At 53.8% G+C, this 18,564-nt stretch carries 14 protein-coding genes and 2 pseudogenes; 4 read left to right on the forward strand and 12 right to left on the reverse strand.

All coding sequences use genetic code 11. The features are described 5' to 3' along the window. Nucleotides 1–786 precede the first annotated feature (786 nt). The 10 genes and pseudogenes from ACTG2U_RS00005 to ACTG2U_RS00050 form a co-directional block, all read right to left on the reverse strand. The gene (locus ACTG2U_RS00005) at nt 787–2,898 is read right to left on the reverse strand and encodes a UvrD-helicase domain-containing protein (protein WP_439973832.1); all 2,112 of its coding nucleotides are present in this window, start codon (nt 2,896–2,898) and stop codon (nt 787–789) included. 18 nt (nt 2,899–2,916) lie between these two features. Beyond that, nucleotides 2,917–5,112 (reverse strand): AAA family ATPase, encoded by a 2,196-nt coding sequence (locus ACTG2U_RS00010; protein WP_439973833.1) that lies wholly within the window; start codon nt 5,110–5,112, stop codon nt 2,917–2,919. Nucleotides 5,113–6,224: 1,112 nt separating this feature from the next. After that, a complete protein-coding gene (locus tag ACTG2U_RS00015) occupies nt 6,225–6,980 on the reverse strand; it encodes a substrate-binding periplasmic protein (protein WP_429207633.1) in 756 nt (251 codons plus the stop codon). Nucleotides 6,981–7,119: 139 nt separating this feature from the next. After that, nucleotides 7,120–7,866 (reverse strand): substrate-binding periplasmic protein, encoded by a 747-nt coding sequence (locus ACTG2U_RS00020; RefSeq protein ID WP_439973834.1) that lies wholly within the window; start codon nt 7,864–7,866, stop codon nt 7,120–7,122. Nucleotides 7,867–7,992: 126 nt separating this feature from the next. Continuing rightward, entirely contained in the window at nt 7,993–8,739 is a 747-nt protein-coding gene (locus tag ACTG2U_RS00025; protein WP_150389310.1) for a substrate-binding periplasmic protein, read from the reverse strand. A 71-nt stretch (nt 8,740–8,810) separates the two neighbouring features. Then, on the reverse strand, nt 8,811–9,329 hold the full coding sequence (locus ACTG2U_RS00030) for a GDYXXLXY domain-containing protein (RefSeq protein WP_323977781.1): 519 nt from the start codon (nt 9,327–9,329) through the stop codon (nt 8,811–8,813). Then, complete coding sequence (locus ACTG2U_RS00035) at nt 9,326–10,330, reverse strand: DUF4401 domain-containing protein (RefSeq protein WP_439973836.1); 1,005 nt, start codon at nt 10,328–10,330, stop codon at nt 9,326–9,328. Before ACTG2U_RS00035 ends, ACTG2U_RS00030 begins: the two co-directional genes overlap by 4 nt. Continuing rightward, nucleotides 10,323–11,260 (reverse strand): annotated as a pseudogene (locus tag ACTG2U_RS00040) (DUF2157 domain-containing protein). Before ACTG2U_RS00040 ends, ACTG2U_RS00035 begins: the two are co-directional and overlap by 8 nt. A gap of 164 nt (nt 11,261–11,424) precedes the next feature. Further along, the gene (locus ACTG2U_RS00045) at nt 11,425–11,982 is read right to left on the reverse strand and encodes a TMEM165/GDT1 family protein (RefSeq protein WP_005337386.1); all 558 of its coding nucleotides are present in this window, start codon (nt 11,980–11,982) and stop codon (nt 11,425–11,427) included. 259 nt (nt 11,983–12,241) lie between these two features. Continuing rightward, nucleotides 12,242–12,571: a translation initiation factor gene (locus ACTG2U_RS00050; RefSeq protein WP_005337385.1), complete on the reverse strand. Its 330-nt coding sequence runs from the start codon at nt 12,569–12,571 to the stop codon at nt 12,242–12,244. Nucleotides 12,572–12,690: 119 nt separating this feature from the next. On the opposite strand from ACTG2U_RS00050, the gene ACTG2U_RS00055 reads away from it, so the two are divergent. From ACTG2U_RS00055 to ACTG2U_RS00065, 3 genes are all read left to right on the forward strand, one after another. Continuing rightward, nucleotides 12,691–12,918: a FeoA family protein gene (locus ACTG2U_RS00055; RefSeq protein ID WP_005337384.1), complete on the forward strand. Its 228-nt coding sequence runs from the start codon at nt 12,691–12,693 to the stop codon at nt 12,916–12,918. Nucleotides 12,919–13,045: 127 nt separating this feature from the next. After that, nucleotides 13,046–15,319 carry a Fe(2+) transporter permease subunit FeoB gene (gene feoB, locus ACTG2U_RS00060; protein WP_236768262.1) on the forward strand — a complete coding sequence of 758 codons (2,274 nt, stop codon included), beginning with the start codon at nt 13,046–13,048 and terminating at the stop codon, nt 15,317–15,319. Then, a complete protein-coding gene (locus ACTG2U_RS00065) occupies nt 15,316–15,555 on the forward strand; it encodes a FeoC-like transcriptional regulator (protein ID WP_005350974.1) in 240 nt (79 codons plus the stop codon). The genes feoB and ACTG2U_RS00065 overlap by 4 nt, the downstream gene beginning before the upstream one ends. 99 nt (nt 15,556–15,654) lie before the next feature. Here ACTG2U_RS00065 and ACTG2U_RS00070 read toward each other — a convergent pair whose 3' ends face one another. Both ACTG2U_RS00070 and ACTG2U_RS00075 read right to left on the reverse strand, forming a co-directional pair. Beyond that, a complete protein-coding gene (locus ACTG2U_RS00070; protein WP_439973837.1) occupies nt 15,655–16,305 on the reverse strand; it encodes a DUF2913 family protein in 651 nt (216 codons plus the stop codon). Between the two features lie 98 nt (nt 16,306–16,403). Then, a pseudogene (locus ACTG2U_RS00075) lies at nt 16,404–17,697 on the reverse strand (DEAD/DEAH box helicase). Between the two features lie 287 nt (nt 17,698–17,984). Between ACTG2U_RS00075 and ACTG2U_RS00080 the strand changes: the two are divergent. Continuing rightward, complete coding sequence (locus ACTG2U_RS00080) at nt 17,985–18,563, forward strand: O-methyltransferase (protein WP_439973839.1); 579 nt, start codon at nt 17,985–17,987, stop codon at nt 18,561–18,563. Nucleotide 18,564: the final 1 nt, after the last annotated feature.

Below are 18,564 nucleotides of genomic sequence, written 5' to 3' on the forward strand. Positions count from 1 at the left end.
GATGCCGCTCGCAACCGTCTCACCGAGATGGGCATCGTGCTGGAAGACAGCGCCGGCAAGACCAGCTGGCGCCGTGCCTAAGGCCGGTTGGCCTTGTTGGCGTCTGGTGCCAACAGGTTGAGCCAATAAAAACCGCAGCCCTAGGGCTGCGGTTTTTGTTTGTCTTTTCCCTGAGACACCTTTTAAGCCTCGGTGGCCTAGGCTCTGATCCCCTCTCCCCTTGTGGGAGAGGGTTAGGGTGAGGGGGCTAACGTCATTTCTCGGCTGAATATCGTCCTACGCCTTAATGGCATGGCCTCGCCATGCAGGATGCGAGGGCGCTGCCCTCGAAGGTGTTTGCCCGCCCTTCGGGCTGGGGCGAGTGACTTTTGAAAGACCAAAAGTCACCAAAAGTCTTTTCCCCCGGTAAACCGCCCGCTTCGCGGGTTCCCTCGTCTCGTCCAACGGGTCGCCGCAGACTGCACTTTGTCCTACGCCATCCCTGGCTTCGACCAAAGCCCGCTTCGAACCTCCTTGTTCTCGCGCCAAATCGGGGACGAGCAGTGCTCGCCCTGATCCGATTTGGCCCATATGCCGACTGCGGCTGCGCCATCATCCCTGATGGCGCTCCTGACCCGTTGAACTCGACCAAGCGGCTTGAAGGGGGAACCAATACCGTGCCCGCCCGTGGTTTTATTTTTCTGGTCGATGGTTTATTACTCCGCAGGGGAAGAGCGGTGCAAGGGGTTGACGAAATAGTTTTTTAGTGGGGGTAGAAGCGTGTTTGGCGAATTCAATCGCCATAGGTTATGAATTTTTCCATGGTTCAATTTTTTTGAAAATTTTATTTAGACCACCTTCTATTTCATTAATGTCATCTAAATAAAGAACCCATAAATTTTTAATCGCCCTTGAGCACGCAACATAAATTAAATTTCTAGTATTGAAAATGTCATCATCATCAGGGGTGGGCAAGGTAGTTTCATCTGTTGATGCTCTGTATAAGAAAAATTTTTTAAATTTATCCCTCCCTTTACTATTTCGACCAAAGCTATGTTCCATAATAATAGCTACATTACTATATTCTTCACCTTTCGTTCCGTGGTATGTGTGATATCTTATAGGGCCAGGAATAGTTTCGTTAATATAATTGACCCAGAGGGCCCATGTTTCGAGTCTGATATTTAGAATGTTGTCGACTCTTGCTATCTCTAGGTCATCATTTTCATGCCCGCCTTCACTACGGGGCAACATTAGTTCTTTCAGTAAATACTTTATAAATGATTGAATATTTTTATGTTTCAGTACATCATCAAAATTTGAACCCAAAAAAGAATTTATAAAAATATTTAAAGGGGGGGGATTGGGACTATCAATATAGTAGTTTGAAATTTCAGATAGGAAGTCACCTAATGTTATGGCTTTAAATGCACGCATCTTTTTTAGAAAATCATTAGCTTCCGAAAACTTAACTATTCTGCCCTTATCACCAAAAAGTTCGTAGTATGTTGAATTATGATTATTAACCAATAAATAAAGATTGACTATCTTATATATGATTCGTATGGTGGGGTCTAATTTATCAAGTTCATTGGATAATAATTTTGTGTTCAAATCATCATAATATATATTCTCTGCCAGTTTAAATGCATGATAAATATCACCAAATCCATTCATCTCAGCCATTAATTTGTTTGTTAGTACCAAACAGTCAATACCATCATCATCTCCGACTTGAACTATATACTTCTCTATAAATTTCTTTGCTATATCAACTCTAGCCTTATCATTTTCAGGTGGTGCGTAATAAAATATGACATTTCCTTGGTTCCTGCCATCATTGATTGGGACTTGAGATATATCATCATTTCTTATTGCGTTAGCTGTATCGATGATTTGTAGATGTGAACGGCGATTATATATTTTGGTTATGGTTTTTAAATCGCTATAAATAGTTTCAAGTTTAATGCCTATGCCATCAGGATAGATGGTCTGAGCAGTATCACCAAAATATCCTACTAACCAATCCCTTTTATTATTGATAGAGAAGTCATATATTAGCCTTATCAAATTCACTACATGTTTATTAGTGTCTTGGTATTCATCAATGAAAAAATATGGATATTTGTCAATAATCAATCTACTTAGCAATGGATAAGTATTAATGAGGCTATAGGAATACTCTAATAAAGTATCGTGACTAAATCTCATTTTATCTAATCTATCTGCGTTAAACTTATTATCGTAAATGACCGCTGTATAGCCATTTTTATATGACTTTATATTTTCAATGCACTGAGTATATCGATCTTTTCTATATATGCGCTTTGCTACTTCTTGAAATACCTTGTAGTTCCTTAGCCATGAATGGATTTTACTTTTACCGTACTTATCTTCAAAAGGTGTATAAGCGGCTTTGAAAGTTGCTGAATTTGAGTTCTGATGTGCATAATAAATTTCTTTGGTATTTCTGATTAGTTCGATACAAGAATTTTGCTCTTCTAGTGATAAAAAAGTAAAAAAACCAAGTTTGTCATTTGGATCACTCGATAACTCCGCATCTAGTTTCTCTAGTTCGCTACTGATCTTGCTAAGATGAATCAAGACAAGCTCTGACTGAAATCTTTGAATAATTGACCAGAGCATCTCATGTATTGTTGAAACTATAACAGTATCTGAATTTCCGAGTCGAGTTCTTATTTCATTTACAGCAACGTTAGTATATGTAATACATACCATTTGTTGATTATTATTGCGAAGGCGTTCAAAGTTATTCCTTAGTATATATTTCAAACATTCTATCAATGCGTAGGTTTTTCCTGAACCTGCACCGGCACTAAATATGAAACTATCATTTCTGTCTATGGTATCAAATAAGGTCTGAGTGACTTGAGCTTCATCTATTAATTTATTGGACATTGCCAACCTCATATAAGGCTATTCTGATAATTTATTTTTTACCCAAGCAAATCCATCCAAAATATATCTAGGTAGTGTTGGGTAGCTATTGTCGTCTGAAATGATAGATTGATAGAGTAACTCACCAGAAAAGTCACTTTTACTATCTGAAAGTGCACGTTGAATTTCAAACGACCTGTGTTTCAATGCCTCGAAATTTTTAGTGCTTTTAGCTTTTACAATCTGATGATATGTACGTGGCTTGCAGGACTCTAGAGCTGAATTTAGGATTGAGTTATTAAAGTTTTCAAGTATAAATGCTTCTTCCAAGCTAGTTGCATAATAATCATTGATTATGTCTTTCTGAAAAACAACAAAAATATTTTCATCATTAATATAGTCTATGTTTTTCAGATCTTTTTCTGTAGATACAGAAGGTTTTTTGCTCATGAAAAATTTTATAGTTGCATTTGTAGTCTGGAATCCATCCAAATCTTTTATCTGAGAGTAATTTATTTTTTCTTTAATTTCAGGGGTGTCAGCAATGTCTTTCTTATGCCCACAAATTATACAATCGTCATCAGATATATTATGGGGCTTGTTTTTTTGACAGGGAGACCTTTTAATGTCTAAGTCCGTGATAATTAAACATGGGATTTTTAACTTTTTTGCTAATGGGAAATAAACTTTCCCATGCGCTCCATTTATATTAAAAATAGATATGTAGCTATTTTTTAAAATCGGGTCTTTATCTATGTAAAACTGAAGAAGGGTTTCTTCAGTTGCACCTTCAACAAAAATAATTGCATCAGCGAAAAATAGCTCGGAAACTTTATATTTTATATGTTTTTTAATAAACTTAAGATCTTTGCTATCATCTAAATCAGCTGATATAACATCATCATTTAAATTTATAACGTTGGCTGATTTATCTATAATGTTGAGATAGTTAATATTATTAAACGAGTTGCTGCTATGTATCTTACTATTGACAATGTGAGATGAGTGGGTAGTTATAGCTATTTGGCAATTTAATATTTTGCTATCCTCATCAGAGCCTTTAGAAATTTCCAAAGCCTTTTGTACTGCATTATCAATTCTGTTGATGAAAAACTCTTGCATCTGAGGATGCATAAATGCTTCTGGCTCTTCTATAAACAGTAAATTAATAGAACTGTTTTGGCTATCTTTTTTATAACTATCAACATAGTAAATAATCTCGCCGATAATGTTTAAAAGATTGATGTAGCCTAGTCCAAACTGACTTTCAGGTATGTAATCGCCATTATCAGAAAAATTATACTTTATTAGTTCTTTCACGACTTTATCATAAGTAACGTTGCCACTTAAATTCAAGTCGACATGGTTTTTATCCTCTATTTGTGTGAGCACAGATGAAACATTATCACTTTTTGCCTTTATTTTTTCTGTTAATACTTGGTTTATACCACTGACTTCCGTTTTCAAAATCCCTTTGTTAGTTAAATCATTGTCAAACTGGAATTTAATAATTTTATTGAAAACCTCACTTAAAACACCATCTTTTAAATGCCTGTTAGCTTTAATTTCTCTAAGGTTAATTAGTTCTTTTAATGAAAACTTTTTTGCCTCATGTCCATTAGAATTGTAGTATTTTATAGTGAAAAGTTTTTTCTCAGAGTCCTGATTTAGAAAATCAGATGATTGATCTAATAACTCGTAAAATAATTGAATGCTTTCATTGCGGCTTAAACTATGCCTCTTGGAGTATTCAACCAGTTTTATTATTGCATCTTTATAAACTGATGCTTCAGTAATCTCTATTCTTATTTTTATTAAAATACTGTTCAATCCATCAGTGCGAGCTTGTGTATGGGCAAATTCTATTAAGCCAGACATAAGGTCGTTTTTATCCATGTCGACCACGACTTTAATAGTAAAAGCTAACTCTGGCAGGCTAATGTTTACATCGTCTGTAGTAAGGTATTGATCGTGTAGTTCTGATAAGTAGTTATTATTGAAATCGGTAGAGCGGGGTTGCCGATTCTCGTGTATTAGTTTTAATGCATTGGCTATAGTTGTCTTGCCAGCATTATTTTTACCAATGATAAGCGTTGTAGATGGGCCAATAACTGATTTGGGGTTATCTACATTTTGTTGCGTAGTAGTAATGTTACTTGGCTCTACAAATCTCACAAGATTGTTTTCGTTTCGAAACTTTCTGTAGTTTTCAATTTTAAGGCTCTCTAAATACACTGTAATCTCTCCTAATATATTGTTATATATTATTTCAGGGTCGTAGGTTCGATTAGAACGTTCGAGAAATAAGGTCGTTATCACTACTAAACACTCACTATCGGGCCTTCAATAAAAACTGTTTCCCGATAGAGATGTATGCCACTTGTACTGTACCCAATATGATTTTTCACCTATGCAATCATGTCGATGGTGCTTGTTGCATAGCTGCGACAATCTGCTCTCGCCATGGGGTGGGCTAGGGGTTGGCTGCGAGATAACAACCCGCCCGATCTTTGCCCCGAATAGGCAGGGAAGTGTTAGCGCGGTGCAATGCGCTGCGCTTATTGCACCCTACGCTTGTTAACTGGCCTCGGTGCTGCGGGTTGGGTGTTGCCCCCTGTTGTTCGCCGAGGTGAGGGCACAAGGTCAGGAGCGCCGTCATGGACGACGGCGCAGACGCAGGCGGTACAGGGATGTACCGTCTGTGTCGTTCCGCCAACCTTTTGCCTGAACCGAGGGAACCCGCCGTAGGAGGGCGAACAAGTGGGGGTGGCCTTTCTTTTGGTGACTTTTCTTTGGCCACGCAAAGAAAAGTCACTCGCCAAGCCGCGCAGCGGCGGCGAAACCCCATCGAGGACGGAGTCCTCGTGTCCTGCATGGCGAAGCCATGCCATTTAGGCTGGCGATATTCCGCCATGTAATGACGTTACCGACCCCCCTCACCCTAGCCCTCTCCCGCAAGGGGAGAGGGGACGGTTACCGCGGACGATTACGCTTCGCTAATCGACCCTACGTTAAAGTGGCTACCGCCCCTGACTCTCGCTACCAGATTGCGCCGTTGACCATTGATCTCGGAAAAGGGGTCAACAGACGCCCGTCGCCATATTACGGAGCCAGAGTGGTCTTATCTATGGTTTTGATGAGCTAACTATCAGAAAAGAGTGATTTTTTGCGCTGGCACAAACTTTTATTAATTCGCGATTAGTTGATGATTGTCGGGGTTTGGTCGTAGCGGGGCGGTGGGATGACGCCGCGAGGGGGACGCAAAAGGTAAAAAGAGGGGAGCGCAAACGGAAAAAGCGAAGGGGCCCGCAATGGGCCCCTTGTTGTTGGCGCTCGACTCCGCGCCGCTATTTGGCGGTAGGGGTTGGGAAGTATTTGCTGTGCAGAAGCGGGTATTCGCTGCTCGCCAGCACCTGGGTCAAGCCGGTCTGGAACTCCTTGACCAGCTCGTCGCTCACCGGATGGCTAAAGGCGAAGCAGAACTGCTCCGAGCTCAGTACCCACTGCTCCTTGAAGCGGGCGGGATCGAGTTTTTGTTCGACGATCAGCTGCTCCATGGTGGTCTTGTTGGTGGAGACCAGATCGACCCGGCCTGAGGTGAGCATCTTGAGCGCCTGTGCCAGCCGGTTGGCGGCCATCAGTTTGGTCTCGTCAAAGCCGTTGTTGAGCAGCAGTTGCTCCCCCACATCGGCTCGCACCGCCCCGATATTGAACGCCTTGGCATCGTCGAGCTTGGTGATGGTGATATTGCGATCGGCCAGCCCCACCAGCACGATCTCGGCATACCCGATGGGGCAGGCCCACTTGAACAGGGGATCCCGCGCCTGGGTGCGGGCGGTGGAGAAGAGCACCGCATTGGGCTTTTGGGTCAGCAGGTAGTAGCCGCGCGCCCAGGGCATGATGGTGATGGGCTGCGCCGGCGTATTGGTCTTTTTCCACACCAGTTGCAGCAGCTCGACCGCGAGGCCGGTGGGGGCACCGCTGGCATCGGCGTAGTTGTAGGGTTTGTACTCTTCGGTGATGTAGTGCAGTTTGCCGAGCTCAGGACTCGCCTGTGCGAGGGTGGCCAGCAGCGCCCCGGCCAATCCAATCCATGGTTTCATTTTTGCCATCCTGATCAAGGGAATATCTGCTCAAGTGTGACCAAGCTGGCCGATTTCGCCAAGGCGATGGAGCATGTTTGGCAAAAAAGCGCGAGGGGCGGCCGCCATCTTGCGCCCTGTGTCGGCGGCGATCAGGGCGTTAGCGCAGTGGCAGGTATTTGGCTTGCAGGGCCGAGAAATCTGCCGAGGCGACGACCTGGGTCAGCGCCTGCTGAAAGAGGGCGACCTCGCTGTCGGGCACCTGACGGCTGAAGGCGTAGCAGAGCGGTCTGGCATCCAGCACGAAGGCGACATGAAAGTCATCCGGCTTGAAGCCGAGCTGCTGCAGGGTTTGATAGCCCGCGAGCTTGTTGGTCGCAAAGAGATCGGCGCGACCTGAGGTGAGCATTTTGGCCGCCTGGGTGAGGCGGTTGGCCAGCATCAGCTGGCGCTCATCGATACCGCGTTCGAGCAGCAGCTGTCTGGAGACGGTAGAGCGCACCACGCCGACCTTGTAGCGGCTGATCTCGGCCACGGAGCCTAGGGTGATGTTGTCCGCCTTGCGCCCCAGCAGCACAAACTCCGAGTGATCGATGGGGCAGGCCCACTTGAAAAGCGCCTCCCGCTGCGGGGTGCGGGCGGTGGAGAAGAGCACCACATTGGGTTTTTGTTGCAGCAGGTTGTAGCCCCGGGCCCAGGGCAGAATGCGGATGGGCTGGGGCGATACGCCCCGCGCTTTCCAGATAAGCTGCATCAGCTCCACCGACAATCCGGTCGGCATCCCTTGTTGGTCGCTGAAATTAAACGGGGGAGAGATTTCGCTCAGATACTCAAGCTTGCCCGGATCGGCCTGCGCGAAGGTGGCCCACAAGAGCAGTAGCAGATGAGGTAGGTGCCATGTCCGCACGGGAAAGATCCTTCGCAATCAACTATGTAGCCCAGTTTGACTGCTTGCGGCGGGAATAGCTAGCCACCTCTATTGCATCTTTCATCAATAAAATGGGCAGCGAACTGCTGCCCATCGGGTGAGTGCTCAGCGCACCGGCAGGTATTTGGCCTGCAATTTGCGAAACTCCTCCGAAGCGAGGGCGCGGGTCAGGCCCTGCTGAAAGAGGGTGATCTCGCTGTCTGGCACCTGACGGCTGAAGGCGTAGCAGAGCTGCTCGGCGCTCAGCACCATGGCCACGTTGAAGTCGTCGCTATTGAGCTTCAGTTCGCGGATGGCGTCATATCCCGCCAGCTTGCTGGTGGCGAGCAGGTCGGCGCGGCCGGAGAGCAGCATCTTCAACCCCTGCGACAGGCGGTTGGCCGGGATGATGTTGTTGTCATCCATGCCGTTGTTGAGCAGCAACTGCTCGGCGGCGTCCGAGCGCACCGCGCTGATCTTGTACTGGCTCATCTGTTCGAAGGCGGTCAGGGTGATGTTTTGCGCTTTGCGGCCGAGCAGTATGTACTCCGAGTAGCCGATGGGGCAGACCCACTTGAAGAGATCCTCCCGCGCCTGGGTGCGGGCGGTGGAGAAGAGCACCACGTTGGGCTTCTGGGTTAGCAAGTAATAACCTCGCGCCCAGGGCAGGATGCGCACCGGCTGGGGTGTCATGCCGCTGTGTTGCCAGATCATCTGCAGCAGATCGACCGCAAGGCCGGTGGGCTGGCCTTGCGGATCGCTGAAGTTGTAGGGGGGGTACTCTTCGGTGAGGTACTCGAGCTTGCCCAGATCAGCCCGGGCCGTCGAGGCCCAGCAGAGCAGCAACAGATGACAGATCAGCCATATCCTCATTGGGAACATCCTTAGCGATCAACCTTCTCTTGAGTGTGACCATGAACAGCGTAAATAGCCACTCACTGCCGTTACCAGCGGGCGCGGATCTGCCCGATGGGTTGGTAGGCCTCATCCCGCAGCCCCACCAGCAGGGTCTTGCCATCCGCCTGCAGCCGGAACTCGCCGTAGCGGGCTCTTTCGTACTGCCCCCCCGTGCCCTCTTCAAAGAAGTAGGCATCGGGGCCAATCTGCCACTGCCGCTCGCTCTGGTGCACCTGCAATAGCCGCTCATCGCTGGCGAGTCGATCCGGTTTGCCAGCGGCCACCAGAGTGGCTACCTGATGGGCATCGAGGCGGATCACCAGGGTATCGCTGCCCTTGTTTTGAGTCGCACGGGCATCGCGGCTGGTCAGCTCGCGGGCAATCTCGTAGTTCAGCCGCATGTAATCCCCCTGCATCAGAGAGCGGGGATCGACCGGAGCGAGCCGCAGCAGCACCACTTCGCCGCTGCTCATGGCGTGCTCATAGCGCCAGACGGTGGCATTGATGCCTGCCAGGATGGCGAGGCCGCTCAGCAACAGGGCGAGTTGTCGGGTGACAGGTTTCATGAGTCGCTCCTTGCCGCAAAGGTGGTGAGCAGTTGGCGGGCCCCCAGCAGCAGGATGCCGGAGCCCAGCAGCAGCCAGGATTTGGTCATCAGGGTGAGCCCCAGATCGTAGTAATAGAGCGAACCATAACCGAGCAGCAGCAGGGCCGAGAGGGTCATCAGCCCCAGACTGCCGGCATAAAACCCGAGGATCAGCACCAGTGCGCCTGCCCCCATGCCGGGGATAACGGCGCTGATCAGCACCAGTGGCAGGCCAAACAGCAGGGGGAGCTTGAGTTTCACCATCACCGCCAGCAGCAGGGCGGCGCAGAGCAGGGGATTGAGCCAGAGCGGCAGGCGGGACAGCCCCAGTTCGTCCAGCATGCTGCTGCCGCCGTCCCAGAGCGGGTGGTGCAGACGGCCCAGCACCAGCAGGGAGAGGGCGAGCCCCAACGTGATGGAGTGGTAGAGCTGGTGACGCTCTGGATCCCTATCTGCCCGCAGCCAGCAGAAGGTGATGGCCGCCATCACCAGCGGCAGGGCCAGCAGTTGCAGCCCGAGGCAGGCGAGGCCAAGGGTGAGCAGCAGGGCCGCCGCCACGCTGTGAAACAGCCGCACCAGCCAGTGATCGAACAGCACGGCGATGGCAAGGGACAGCAGGCACAACCCAAACCAGAGCAGGGCGTGATGAAGGTCCAGCTGATCGAGCAGGCCATAGAGCAGCCAGGCATCAGCCGCCAGGGTGAGGGCCAGCACGAACTGATCCCAGAGATCGCCGCTTTGGCTGCGATTGAGGGCGTAGGCCCCCGCCAGCAGCACGGCCCCCAGCAGCAGGGCGCTGTTGGCCTCGCGGGTCAGCTGTTCGAAGGTAAGAAACAGGAAAAAGAGCAGGAACAGGGCGGCAATCCAGCCCACCAGCCCCAGCAGAAAGCGGCTCGACCAGTGGGGCTGGTTGTTGCGGGGCATCTCCCCTTCTACCAGATTGGCCTGTTGCAGTGCTTGCCAAAAGGTCAGATCACTCATGAGACCTCCGTTGTTGTTGCAGCCAGCGGGCGGCGGTGACCGAAAGGCCGATGGCAATCAGGCTCAGCAGCAAGAAGCCGTTGATGTCGGGCTCCATCCACTTGCCCAGCGCCGCGAGGATGACGGCAATCAGACTGAGGCACCCCATGGCGAGTCCGGCGATAAATTTGTGGTGCCACAGGGCATAGGCCGCAGCGAGCCAGCCAAACCAGAGCGGCCACACCAGCGGGGAGGCGGCATCAAACAGCGCCAGCAGGGTGAGCAGGGTGGCCCCCAGACCGGCAGCCAGACCCGCCAGCCAGCTTGGCATCAGGCGCCAGCGGTTTGGCGCCAGCAGAAGCAGACCCCAGAGGGCGGCGTTGAGCAGGGTAAGGCACCAGCCCAATCCCTCTTCATCAAAGGTAAAGAAGAGCGTGAACAAACCGAGCCGCCAGTAGAGCACCAGCGCCAGCTGGCCGAGCAGCCAGCTTAAGGTCCAGAGCAGGGGGCTTTGGCCAAATACCGCCAGCGGCACCAGCATCAGCGCCCAGGTGGCGAACAGCTGCCAGGGATCGGCGCCGGTCTGGTAGGTCTGACCCACCAGCGCCAGCAGGGCGCCGATATTGAGGGCGATGGCGAGCAGCAGCGCCTGACGGGGGGTATCCCCCAGCGGTTTGCGCCACAGCAGAAGCAGCATGGCGAGCAGCGGTGCCTCCAGCAGGGCGAGGCGGGAGACCCGGCCCAGCTCTTGCCAGTTGAAGGCGACGAAGAAGATGAGGCCAGCCCCGATACAGATGGCGCCGAGCCAGAGCAGCAGCCGGTCAAACAGCCACTGCCAGCGCGCCGGATGGGGGGAAGATCGGCGAGGGTCAGGGCGTCCGCCAGCTTCTCTGGCGCCAGCCGTCCCTGTTTGACCCATTCGAGAAGCGTCTCTCTTGATACGTTGTGCATGGGGGGACTCCACGAGGTTTGCCCCATTATGGCATGAGGCACCCGCAACCGTGCACTGTCCCTTGGCTCTGCGGCTGGTGGTTGCGACAGCGGATTACGTAGCAAACAAAGCAGCAAACAAAAAAGCCCTCCACAGGGGAGGGCTTGAGCAGCGGAAAAGGCGATCAGGCAAAGATCAGAGTGCTCACCCCGAGGCCGACGAAGAGGATGGCGCAGGCGATGCGGATCCCCTTGAGCGGCAGCTTGTCTGCCCCCAGCTTGCCGATCAGCACCACAGGCACGTTGGCCAGCATCATGCCGAGGGTGGTCCCGGTAATGACCTGCACCAGCGAGTCATATTTGGCGGCCAGCAGCACGGTGGCAATCTGGGTCTTGTCGCCAATTTCGGCAATAAAGAAGAGCACGAAGGTGGCCATAAAGGGGCCGTATTTATCCAGCGAGCTCTCCTCGTCATCCATCTTGTCCGGCACCAAAATCCAGATAGCCATGGCGATAAAGGCGATGGCGACCAGCCAGGTCATTATCTTGGGATCGAGCCAGCGGCTGATGAACTCACCAATCCAGGCGGCGCCCGCATGGTTGAGCAGGGTAGCCGCCAGCATGCCGGCGATGATGGGCCAGGGCTTGCGAAAACGGCAGATGAGCAGCAACGCCAACAGCTGGGTTTTATCGCCGATTTCGGCAATAGCGACGCTGAGGGTTGAGGTTAACAAGGCTTCCATAAAAATGACCGGGGGACGGAATTGTTATAAACCAAAGACAAGCCTGCGCCATCCGTCCCCGGTATTGGCACTGGCCCGTCAAAGGTCTTGTCAAATCCATGGTTGGCATGGATCACCCTGACCATGGTGATTTGGCACCAAGTATGTTGATCAGGGTCGCAAACCGGTATTCATGCAATGGATGGCACCGGCGTGCGAGACTACTCCCCCTCGATGGGAGCGGGCATTCTAGGGAAAAACCGCATGAGTGACAAGGGGATCAGCCACCCACCAGCTTGACGCTGAAACCGGCTTTCTCCAGCTCGGTTTTGATCAGGTCCCGTTTATCCCCCTGGATTTCGATCACTCCCTCCTTGATACCACCTCCGGTGCCGCACTTTTTCTTGAGCAGGGTGGCCAGGGATTTTTGCTGATCGGCGGGTACGCCATGAATGGTGATCACCCCGGCGCCCTTGCGCCCCTTGGTCTCGCGGCGAATGCGCACGGTGCCGTCGGTGGGGAAGGGGGAGGCGGATTGGGGAGCGCTCTGCTCCTTGATCATGCCGCCATCTGTGCTGTAAACGAGGCGGCTGTTGTTGTCGTGACTCATGGCAATACTTTATGGGTTAGCTAAGCGGAGTTTGATTTTACTCAAATAAAAGTTGAAGACACAGCTTATAATGCCCCAAGTAAAAGCGAATTATTATTGTTTAACTTCAGGAGTCAGTCATGGTACTCACGCAGTTGTCACCGGGACAGAGTGCTCGCATCAAGAATATGAATCAGCTCGCCCGGCCGCTGCGCCGCAAACTGATGGTGATGGGCCTGTTGCCCCAGACTGAAGTCATCTATCTGCGCTCCGCCCCCCTGGGGGACCCGCTCCAGATCCAGTGCCAGGGGATCTGTCTCTCCATGCAAAAGAGTCTGGCCCAGCAAATAGAAGTCGAGCCGGTATAACCCCCTGCTCGGCTACCGCTCCGGTCAAGAAACGTCACCGGGAGCGGTTCAGAGACAAGAAGTCGAACCTGCAAAGCGGCTTGCCACACACGCGGCGGGTTCAGAAGAAAATAGAGGTAGAGCTGGTATGAATTATTCTCTGGTAACGGTAGGTAACCCCAATAGCGGCAAGACCTCCCTGTTCAACGCCCTGACCGGCGCCCGCCAGCAGGTAGGCAACTGGAGTGGCGTCACCGTCGACAAGAAGATGGGTGAGTTCAGCGCGGGTGAGCATCACTTCAAGCTGATGGATCTGCCCGGCATCTATAGCCTGGCCAGTCAGGATGGCAGTCTGGACGAGCAGATCGCCAGCCGCTTTGCCCAGGGCCAACAACCCGACCTGCTGCTCAACGTCATCGACGCCGCCAATCTGGAGCGCTCCCTCTACCTCACGCTGCAACTGCGCGAACTGGGCCTGCCCATGGTGGTGGTGCTCAACAAGCTGGATATCCTGCAAAAGCGCCGCATCGTCATCGACGAGAGCAAGCTAGGCAAATCCCTCGGTTGCCCGGTGGTGGCCCTCTCTGCCCACAACAGCAAGCAGGTTGCCGCCTTCAAGCAGCAGATCCGGCAGTTTATCGGTCAGCCGCAAGCCGCCTTGCAGCTCGATTACGGCCACGCGCTTGAAACCGATTTGGCGGAGCTGGAAACCCTGCTCGCCCCGCATCACCTCACTACCCGTGGCCGCGCCCTGCGCCTGCTGGAAGAGGATGCGGTGATGCAGGAGACCCTGCTGCCCGGTCAGCAGGCGGCCGCAGCTAATGTAGTGGCTCGCGCCCATCAGGGACAGGATATCGACCTGCAACTGGCGGATATTCGCTACGGCCATATCCACCAGTGGGTACAACAGGCTCGTCAGCAGAAGGGCAAGCTCACCGAGGCCCAGAGCGAGTGGCTGGATCGGGTGCTGCTCAATCGCTGGATTGGCATCCCCTTCTTCCTGTTTGTCATGTACCTGATGTTCCTGTTTGCCATCAACGTCGGCAGCGCCTTTATCGACTTCTTCGACATCATGGGTGGCGCCCTGTTTGTCGATGGGGTGCATCACCTGCTGGGGCTGGTCAATGCCCCCGAATGGCTGGGCGCCATTCTGGCTGATGGCTTTGGCGTTGGCTTGCAGACCGTGGCCACCTTTATTCCGGTGATTGGCTGCCTCTATCTCTTCCTCGCGGTGCTGGAGAGCTCCGGCTATCTGGCCCGTGCCGCCTTCGTGGTGGATGCCCTGATGCGCCGCCTCGGCCTGCCGGGCAAGGCGTTCGTGCCGATGCTGATGGGCTTTGGTTGTACCGTCCCCTCGGTGATGGCGACCCGTACCCTCAACTCCGAGCGGGAGCGGCTGATGACCTCCGCCATGGCGCCTTTCATGTCGTGCGGTGCCCGTCTGCCGGTTTACGCCCTGTTTGCGGTGGCTTTCTTCCCCGAGTCTGGCCAGAACCTGGTGTTCGGTCTCTACCTCATCGGCATTCTGGTGGCGGTGCTCACCGGCCTGTTGCTGCGTAGCACCCTGCTGCCGGGCAAGAGCGACTCCATGCTGATGGAGATGCCGGATTACGAGTGGCCGCGTCCGGTCAACGTTGCCATCAAGACCTGGCAGAAGCTCAAATCCTTCGTCTTTGGCGCCGGTAAAACCATCGTACTGGTGGTTGCCGTGCTGAGCGTGCTCAATTCGCTCGGCACCGATGGCAGCTTTGGCCATCAGGAGCAGGAGAGCTCGGTGCTGAGCAAAATCAGCCAGGCCGTCACGCCGGTGCTGCACCCCATCGGTGTGCGCGATGACAACTGGCAAGCCACGGTCGGTATTGTCACTGGTATCTTCGCCAAAGAGGCGGTGGTCGGTACCCTCAACAGCCTCTACGCCGGTGGTGGCGCAGATGAAGAGGAGGCGAGCGAGTTCTCGCTGGTGGCCAGTTTCCACGAGGCGATCGATGCCGTGGCGGCCAATCTGGCGGAGATCAACCCGAGCGACCCCATGGGGCTTGATGTTGGCAACCTCGACGATCAGAAAGCTGCCGCCGAGGCGCAGGAGGTGGATGTCTCCACCTACGGCAATATGCAGACTCACTTCGACGGGGCGGCCGGTGCCTTTGCCTACCTCTTGTTCGTGCTGCTCTACATGCCCTGCGCCGCCGCCATGGGCGCGCTGGTGCGGGAAACCGGTCGCCAGTGGGCGCTGATGACGGCGGTATGGTGCAACTACATGGCCTTTATGTGCGCCACCCTCTTCTATCAGATCGCGACCTTTGCCGCTCATCCGGAGCAGAGCCTGTTCTGGATCGTCAGCTACGGCCTCTCTCTGGTACTGCTCTGGTGGGCCGGTCGCCGTCACGGTGACATCGTCGCCCGCAAGGTGGTGACCTTATGATCCTGCGCGAGCTGGGGGATTACCTCGCCGCGCAGCAGAAGGTGAGCCGGCGTGATCTGGCTCGCCACTTCCACACCTCGGAAGATGCGGTGGAGGCCATGCTCGGCGTCTGGATGCGCAAGGGGCGGGTCATCAAGCGCGAGAGTCGGGTTTGTGGTGGCAGTTGCTGCGGCAAGAGCGAGGAGGTGATGTTCGAGTGGTGTGACGCGGGCCAGATTGGCATCAAGATCCGCTAAACGACTACCAGACCTCATCACCAAAGAGCGAACAATAAAAAACGGCAGGCCCTGCATTAAATGAGGGTCTGCCGTTTTTATTGCTGAAGACAGGCGGGATCAGGCGCTCTGGCGGGCCTCGCCCAGCAGTGCCAGCGCCGGTTGGGCGTTGTCTGGCATCAGCCGGTAGGCCTTGTGATGTTTGACCAGGGTGGTCTTCTTGTTGCCCTGGCTCAGCAGCAGGCCGTGCTTGAAGGCCGCCTCAGCCAGCACCTTCTCGTCACCGCGCACATAGAGGGTGAGGGGTTTGACAAGCTCACCGTCCTCGATATGGCCTTCATATTCGCTATGGCTTACCACCAGACTCGCCTGACCGCCCGATTGCAGGCGCAGCTTGGCGTTCACCTCGCTCTCGGTCAGCACCAGCCAGCCTGCCGCTGAGAGCTCCTCCAGCAGCGCCGCCAGCTTGGCCCCCAGTTGCTGCGGATTGGTCATGGCGCACTGGTATTGGAAGGCGATGCGCTCCAGCAATCCCTTGAGATCGGCGCCCGCACCCAGAGTGCGGCCAAGCTGCACCCAAGCTTTCAAATCTTCCATCACCAGACGGGAGAAGCGCTTCTCCTTGAGGGAGTCGGCCATCCAGGTGCAGAGAAAGTGGCTCTCTTGCGCCGGAGTGCGCTTGCCCGCCTTTTGCTCGGCGGTGCGGGCCAGTTCGGCCAGGCTCTGGGTGGCCATCTCGAGCAGGGCCTGATTGTAGGTAGGAGAGGTCATAAGCAATCCTTGAGTTGACCACCTGGGGCCAACACCGATGACAGAGATGGCAAAGGCGCCAGTGGCGCCTTTGCGGTTCAATAGAGCAACGGCCCGCCTTATTTCGGCTGACGGGGCTTCTTGGCTGCAGCCAGACGCTTGAGGCGCTGACCCTGCAGCTTGGCTTCGGCCATCACCTGGGCCACGGCGTTATCTTCACGCTGCGGGCGCTTGCCAAAGCGACGACGCTCCTGCAATTGCTTGATCAGCTCGTCACGGCTGCTCACCTCATAGCCAGGCACCATGATGCGGCGGATCTTCTGGCCGATCAGGGCCTCGATCTCCAGCAGGGTACGCTCCTCTTCACGGCTGACGAAGGAGATGGCCATGCCGCGCTTGCCGGCACGACCGGTACGACCGATGCGGTGCACGTAATCTTCCGCCAGGAACGGCAGATCATAGTTGATCACGTATTCCAGGCTCGGGATATCCAGACCACGGGCGGCCACTTCGGTGGCGACCAGTACCCGTACCTTGCCTTCCATGAATTCGCGCAGGGCGCGGCGACGGTTGCCCTGGGCCTTCTCGCCATGGACAACGGCGGACTTGATGCCGTCGAGGTTCAGCTCCTCGACCAGCACATCACAGCTCTCGCGGGTACTGGCGAATACCAGCACCTGCTGCCAGTTCTGCTTGCCAATCAGCTCTGAGAGCAGCGCGCTTGCGCTTCTGCTCGACCGGATAGACGGTGTGGCTGACGGTGTCGGCGGTGGAGTTTTGCTTGTTGACGCTGACGATCTGCGGGCGATCCAGCATCAGGTTGGCCAGCTTCTTCACCGCGTCGGAGAAGGTGGCGGAGAAGAGCAGGTTTTGACGGGTCTTGTTGACCGCTTGCAGGATCTTCTGCACATCGGCACTGAAGCCCATGTCGAGGATGCGATCCGCTTCATCCATCACCAGACACTCGACGCCAGAGAGGCTGAGGTTGCAGGCGGTGAGGTGCTCCAGCAGACGGCCCGGGGTGGCCACAATGATGTGAGCGCCCGCTTTGAGCTTCTTGGCCTGCACGTCCTGCTTGCCACCGCCGACGATGGTGATGGTGGTGATATCGAGATACTTGGCGAAGTCATTGATGTTGCTCGCCACCTGAGCCGCCAGCTCGCGGGTCGGGGTCAGGATCAGCACACGGGCGTTGGAAGGCTGGACCGGAGCCGGATTGTCTACCAGACGCTGCAAGATGGGCAGGGCGAAGGCGGCGGTCTTGCCGGTACCGGTCTGGGCGCTGGCCAGCACATCGCGGCCACGGCGAATGGCCGGGATCGCCTGTTGCTGCACAGGGGTCATCTCCTGATAACCGCAATCTGAGACAGCACGCAAAATCTCGGGGGCAAAATCGAACGATTCAAATCTCATAATGGGTTCCTGTGTTCCAGCTGGGCTGTGTTTGGCTTGGTTAGCTCGGCATGAGCGAGACGGAGGTTGTAACCACCGACGGCTGCGCCTGACATCAAGTCAGAGAGTGAGCCGGAAAATGGCGGGCGCGAAGTGTAACAGATAGACGTCACAAATTCTGCCTCAAATGGTTGTCCTTTTCTCATCCTTTGTGGTGTGAATGGCGGTTGAAAGCAATCATTTGACTCCCAAATGCCAAGCTTGGAGGTGTGGGCTAACGGTTTTGGGCAAGGACGAGAGGGATATCAATGGAACTGGAACAGTTAAAACGCCAGCTGGAGCAGCTTGGCGAGCGCAATGACAGCATGCAGCAGGCACGCCACCGCAAGCTGCTCAATATCACCCGCGACACGGGGGAGTTGCTGTCAGTGCTGGTGCAGACCCGTGGGGCGCAGGCGGTGCTGGAGATCGGCACCTCCAATGGTTACTCCACACTCTGGCTGGCAGAAGCGGTGCGTCGGCTGGAGGGGCACGTTACAACCATTGAGCTGGATGAGGATAAGCGCGTGCTGGCCCATGACAACTTTCAGCAGGCAGAGTTGGCCCCCTGGGTAACCTTGCTGGCAGGGGATGCGGGCGAGTTGCTACCGACCTTGCCGCAAGGCGGCTATCAGCTCATCTTCCTCGATTCGGATCGTCAGCACTACCGGGCATGGTGGCCGCAGATCCGCCGCCTGCTGGCACCCCGTGGCCTGCTGGTGGTCGACAACGCCATCTCCCATCGCAGCGAGATGGTGGAGTGGATGAACGAGGTCGGGCAGGATCCGGCCTTTGCCACCTCGCTGGTGCCGGTCGGCAAGGGGGAGTGGCTGGTGGTGCGTGTGTAGG

Source organism: Aeromonas sp. 95A (genome assembly GCF_051919235.1).
Classification (GTDB): domain Bacteria; phylum Pseudomonadota; class Gammaproteobacteria; order Enterobacterales; family Aeromonadaceae; genus Aeromonas; species Aeromonas veronii.

Excerpts from the sequence above, each read along its gene's own strand:
- ACTG2U_RS00005 (WP_439973832.1), bottom strand. The coding sequence starts at position 2,898 with ATGTCCAATAAATTAATAGATGAAGCTCAAGTCACTCAGACCTTATTT.
- ACTG2U_RS00070 (WP_439973837.1), bottom strand. The coding sequence starts at position 16,305 with ATGACCTCTCCTACCTACAATCAGGCCCTGCTCGAGATGGCCACCCAG.
- ACTG2U_RS00045 (WP_005337386.1), bottom strand. The coding sequence starts at position 11,982 with ATGGAAGCCTTGTTAACCTCAACCCTCAGCGTCGCTATTGCCGAAATC.
- ACTG2U_RS00015 (WP_429207633.1), bottom strand. The coding sequence starts at position 6,980 with ATGAAACCATGGATTGGATTGGCCGGGGCGCTGCTGGCCACCCTCGCA.
- ACTG2U_RS00030 (WP_323977781.1), bottom strand. The coding sequence starts at position 9,329 with ATGAAACCTGTCACCCGACAACTCGCCCTGTTGCTGAGCGGCCTCGCC.
- ACTG2U_RS00050 (WP_005337385.1), bottom strand. The coding sequence starts at position 12,571 with ATGAGTCACGACAACAACAGCCGCCTCGTTTACAGCACAGATGGCGGC.
- feoB (WP_236768262.1), top strand. The coding sequence starts at position 13,046 with ATGAATTATTCTCTGGTAACGGTAGGTAACCCCAATAGCGGCAAGACC.
- ACTG2U_RS00025 (WP_150389310.1), bottom strand. The coding sequence starts at position 8,739 with ATGAGGATATGGCTGATCTGTCATCTGTTGCTGCTCTGCTGGGCCTCG.
- ACTG2U_RS00055 (WP_005337384.1), top strand. The coding sequence starts at position 12,691 with ATGGTACTCACGCAGTTGTCACCGGGACAGAGTGCTCGCATCAAGAAT.
- ACTG2U_RS00065 (WP_005350974.1), top strand. The coding sequence starts at position 15,316 with ATGATCCTGCGCGAGCTGGGGGATTACCTCGCCGCGCAGCAGAAGGTG.
- ACTG2U_RS00035 (WP_439973836.1), bottom strand. The coding sequence starts at position 10,330 with ATGAGTGATCTGACCTTTTGGCAAGCACTGCAACAGGCCAATCTGGTA.
- ACTG2U_RS00080 (WP_439973839.1), top strand. The coding sequence starts at position 17,985 with ATGGAACTGGAACAGTTAAAACGCCAGCTGGAGCAGCTTGGCGAGCGC.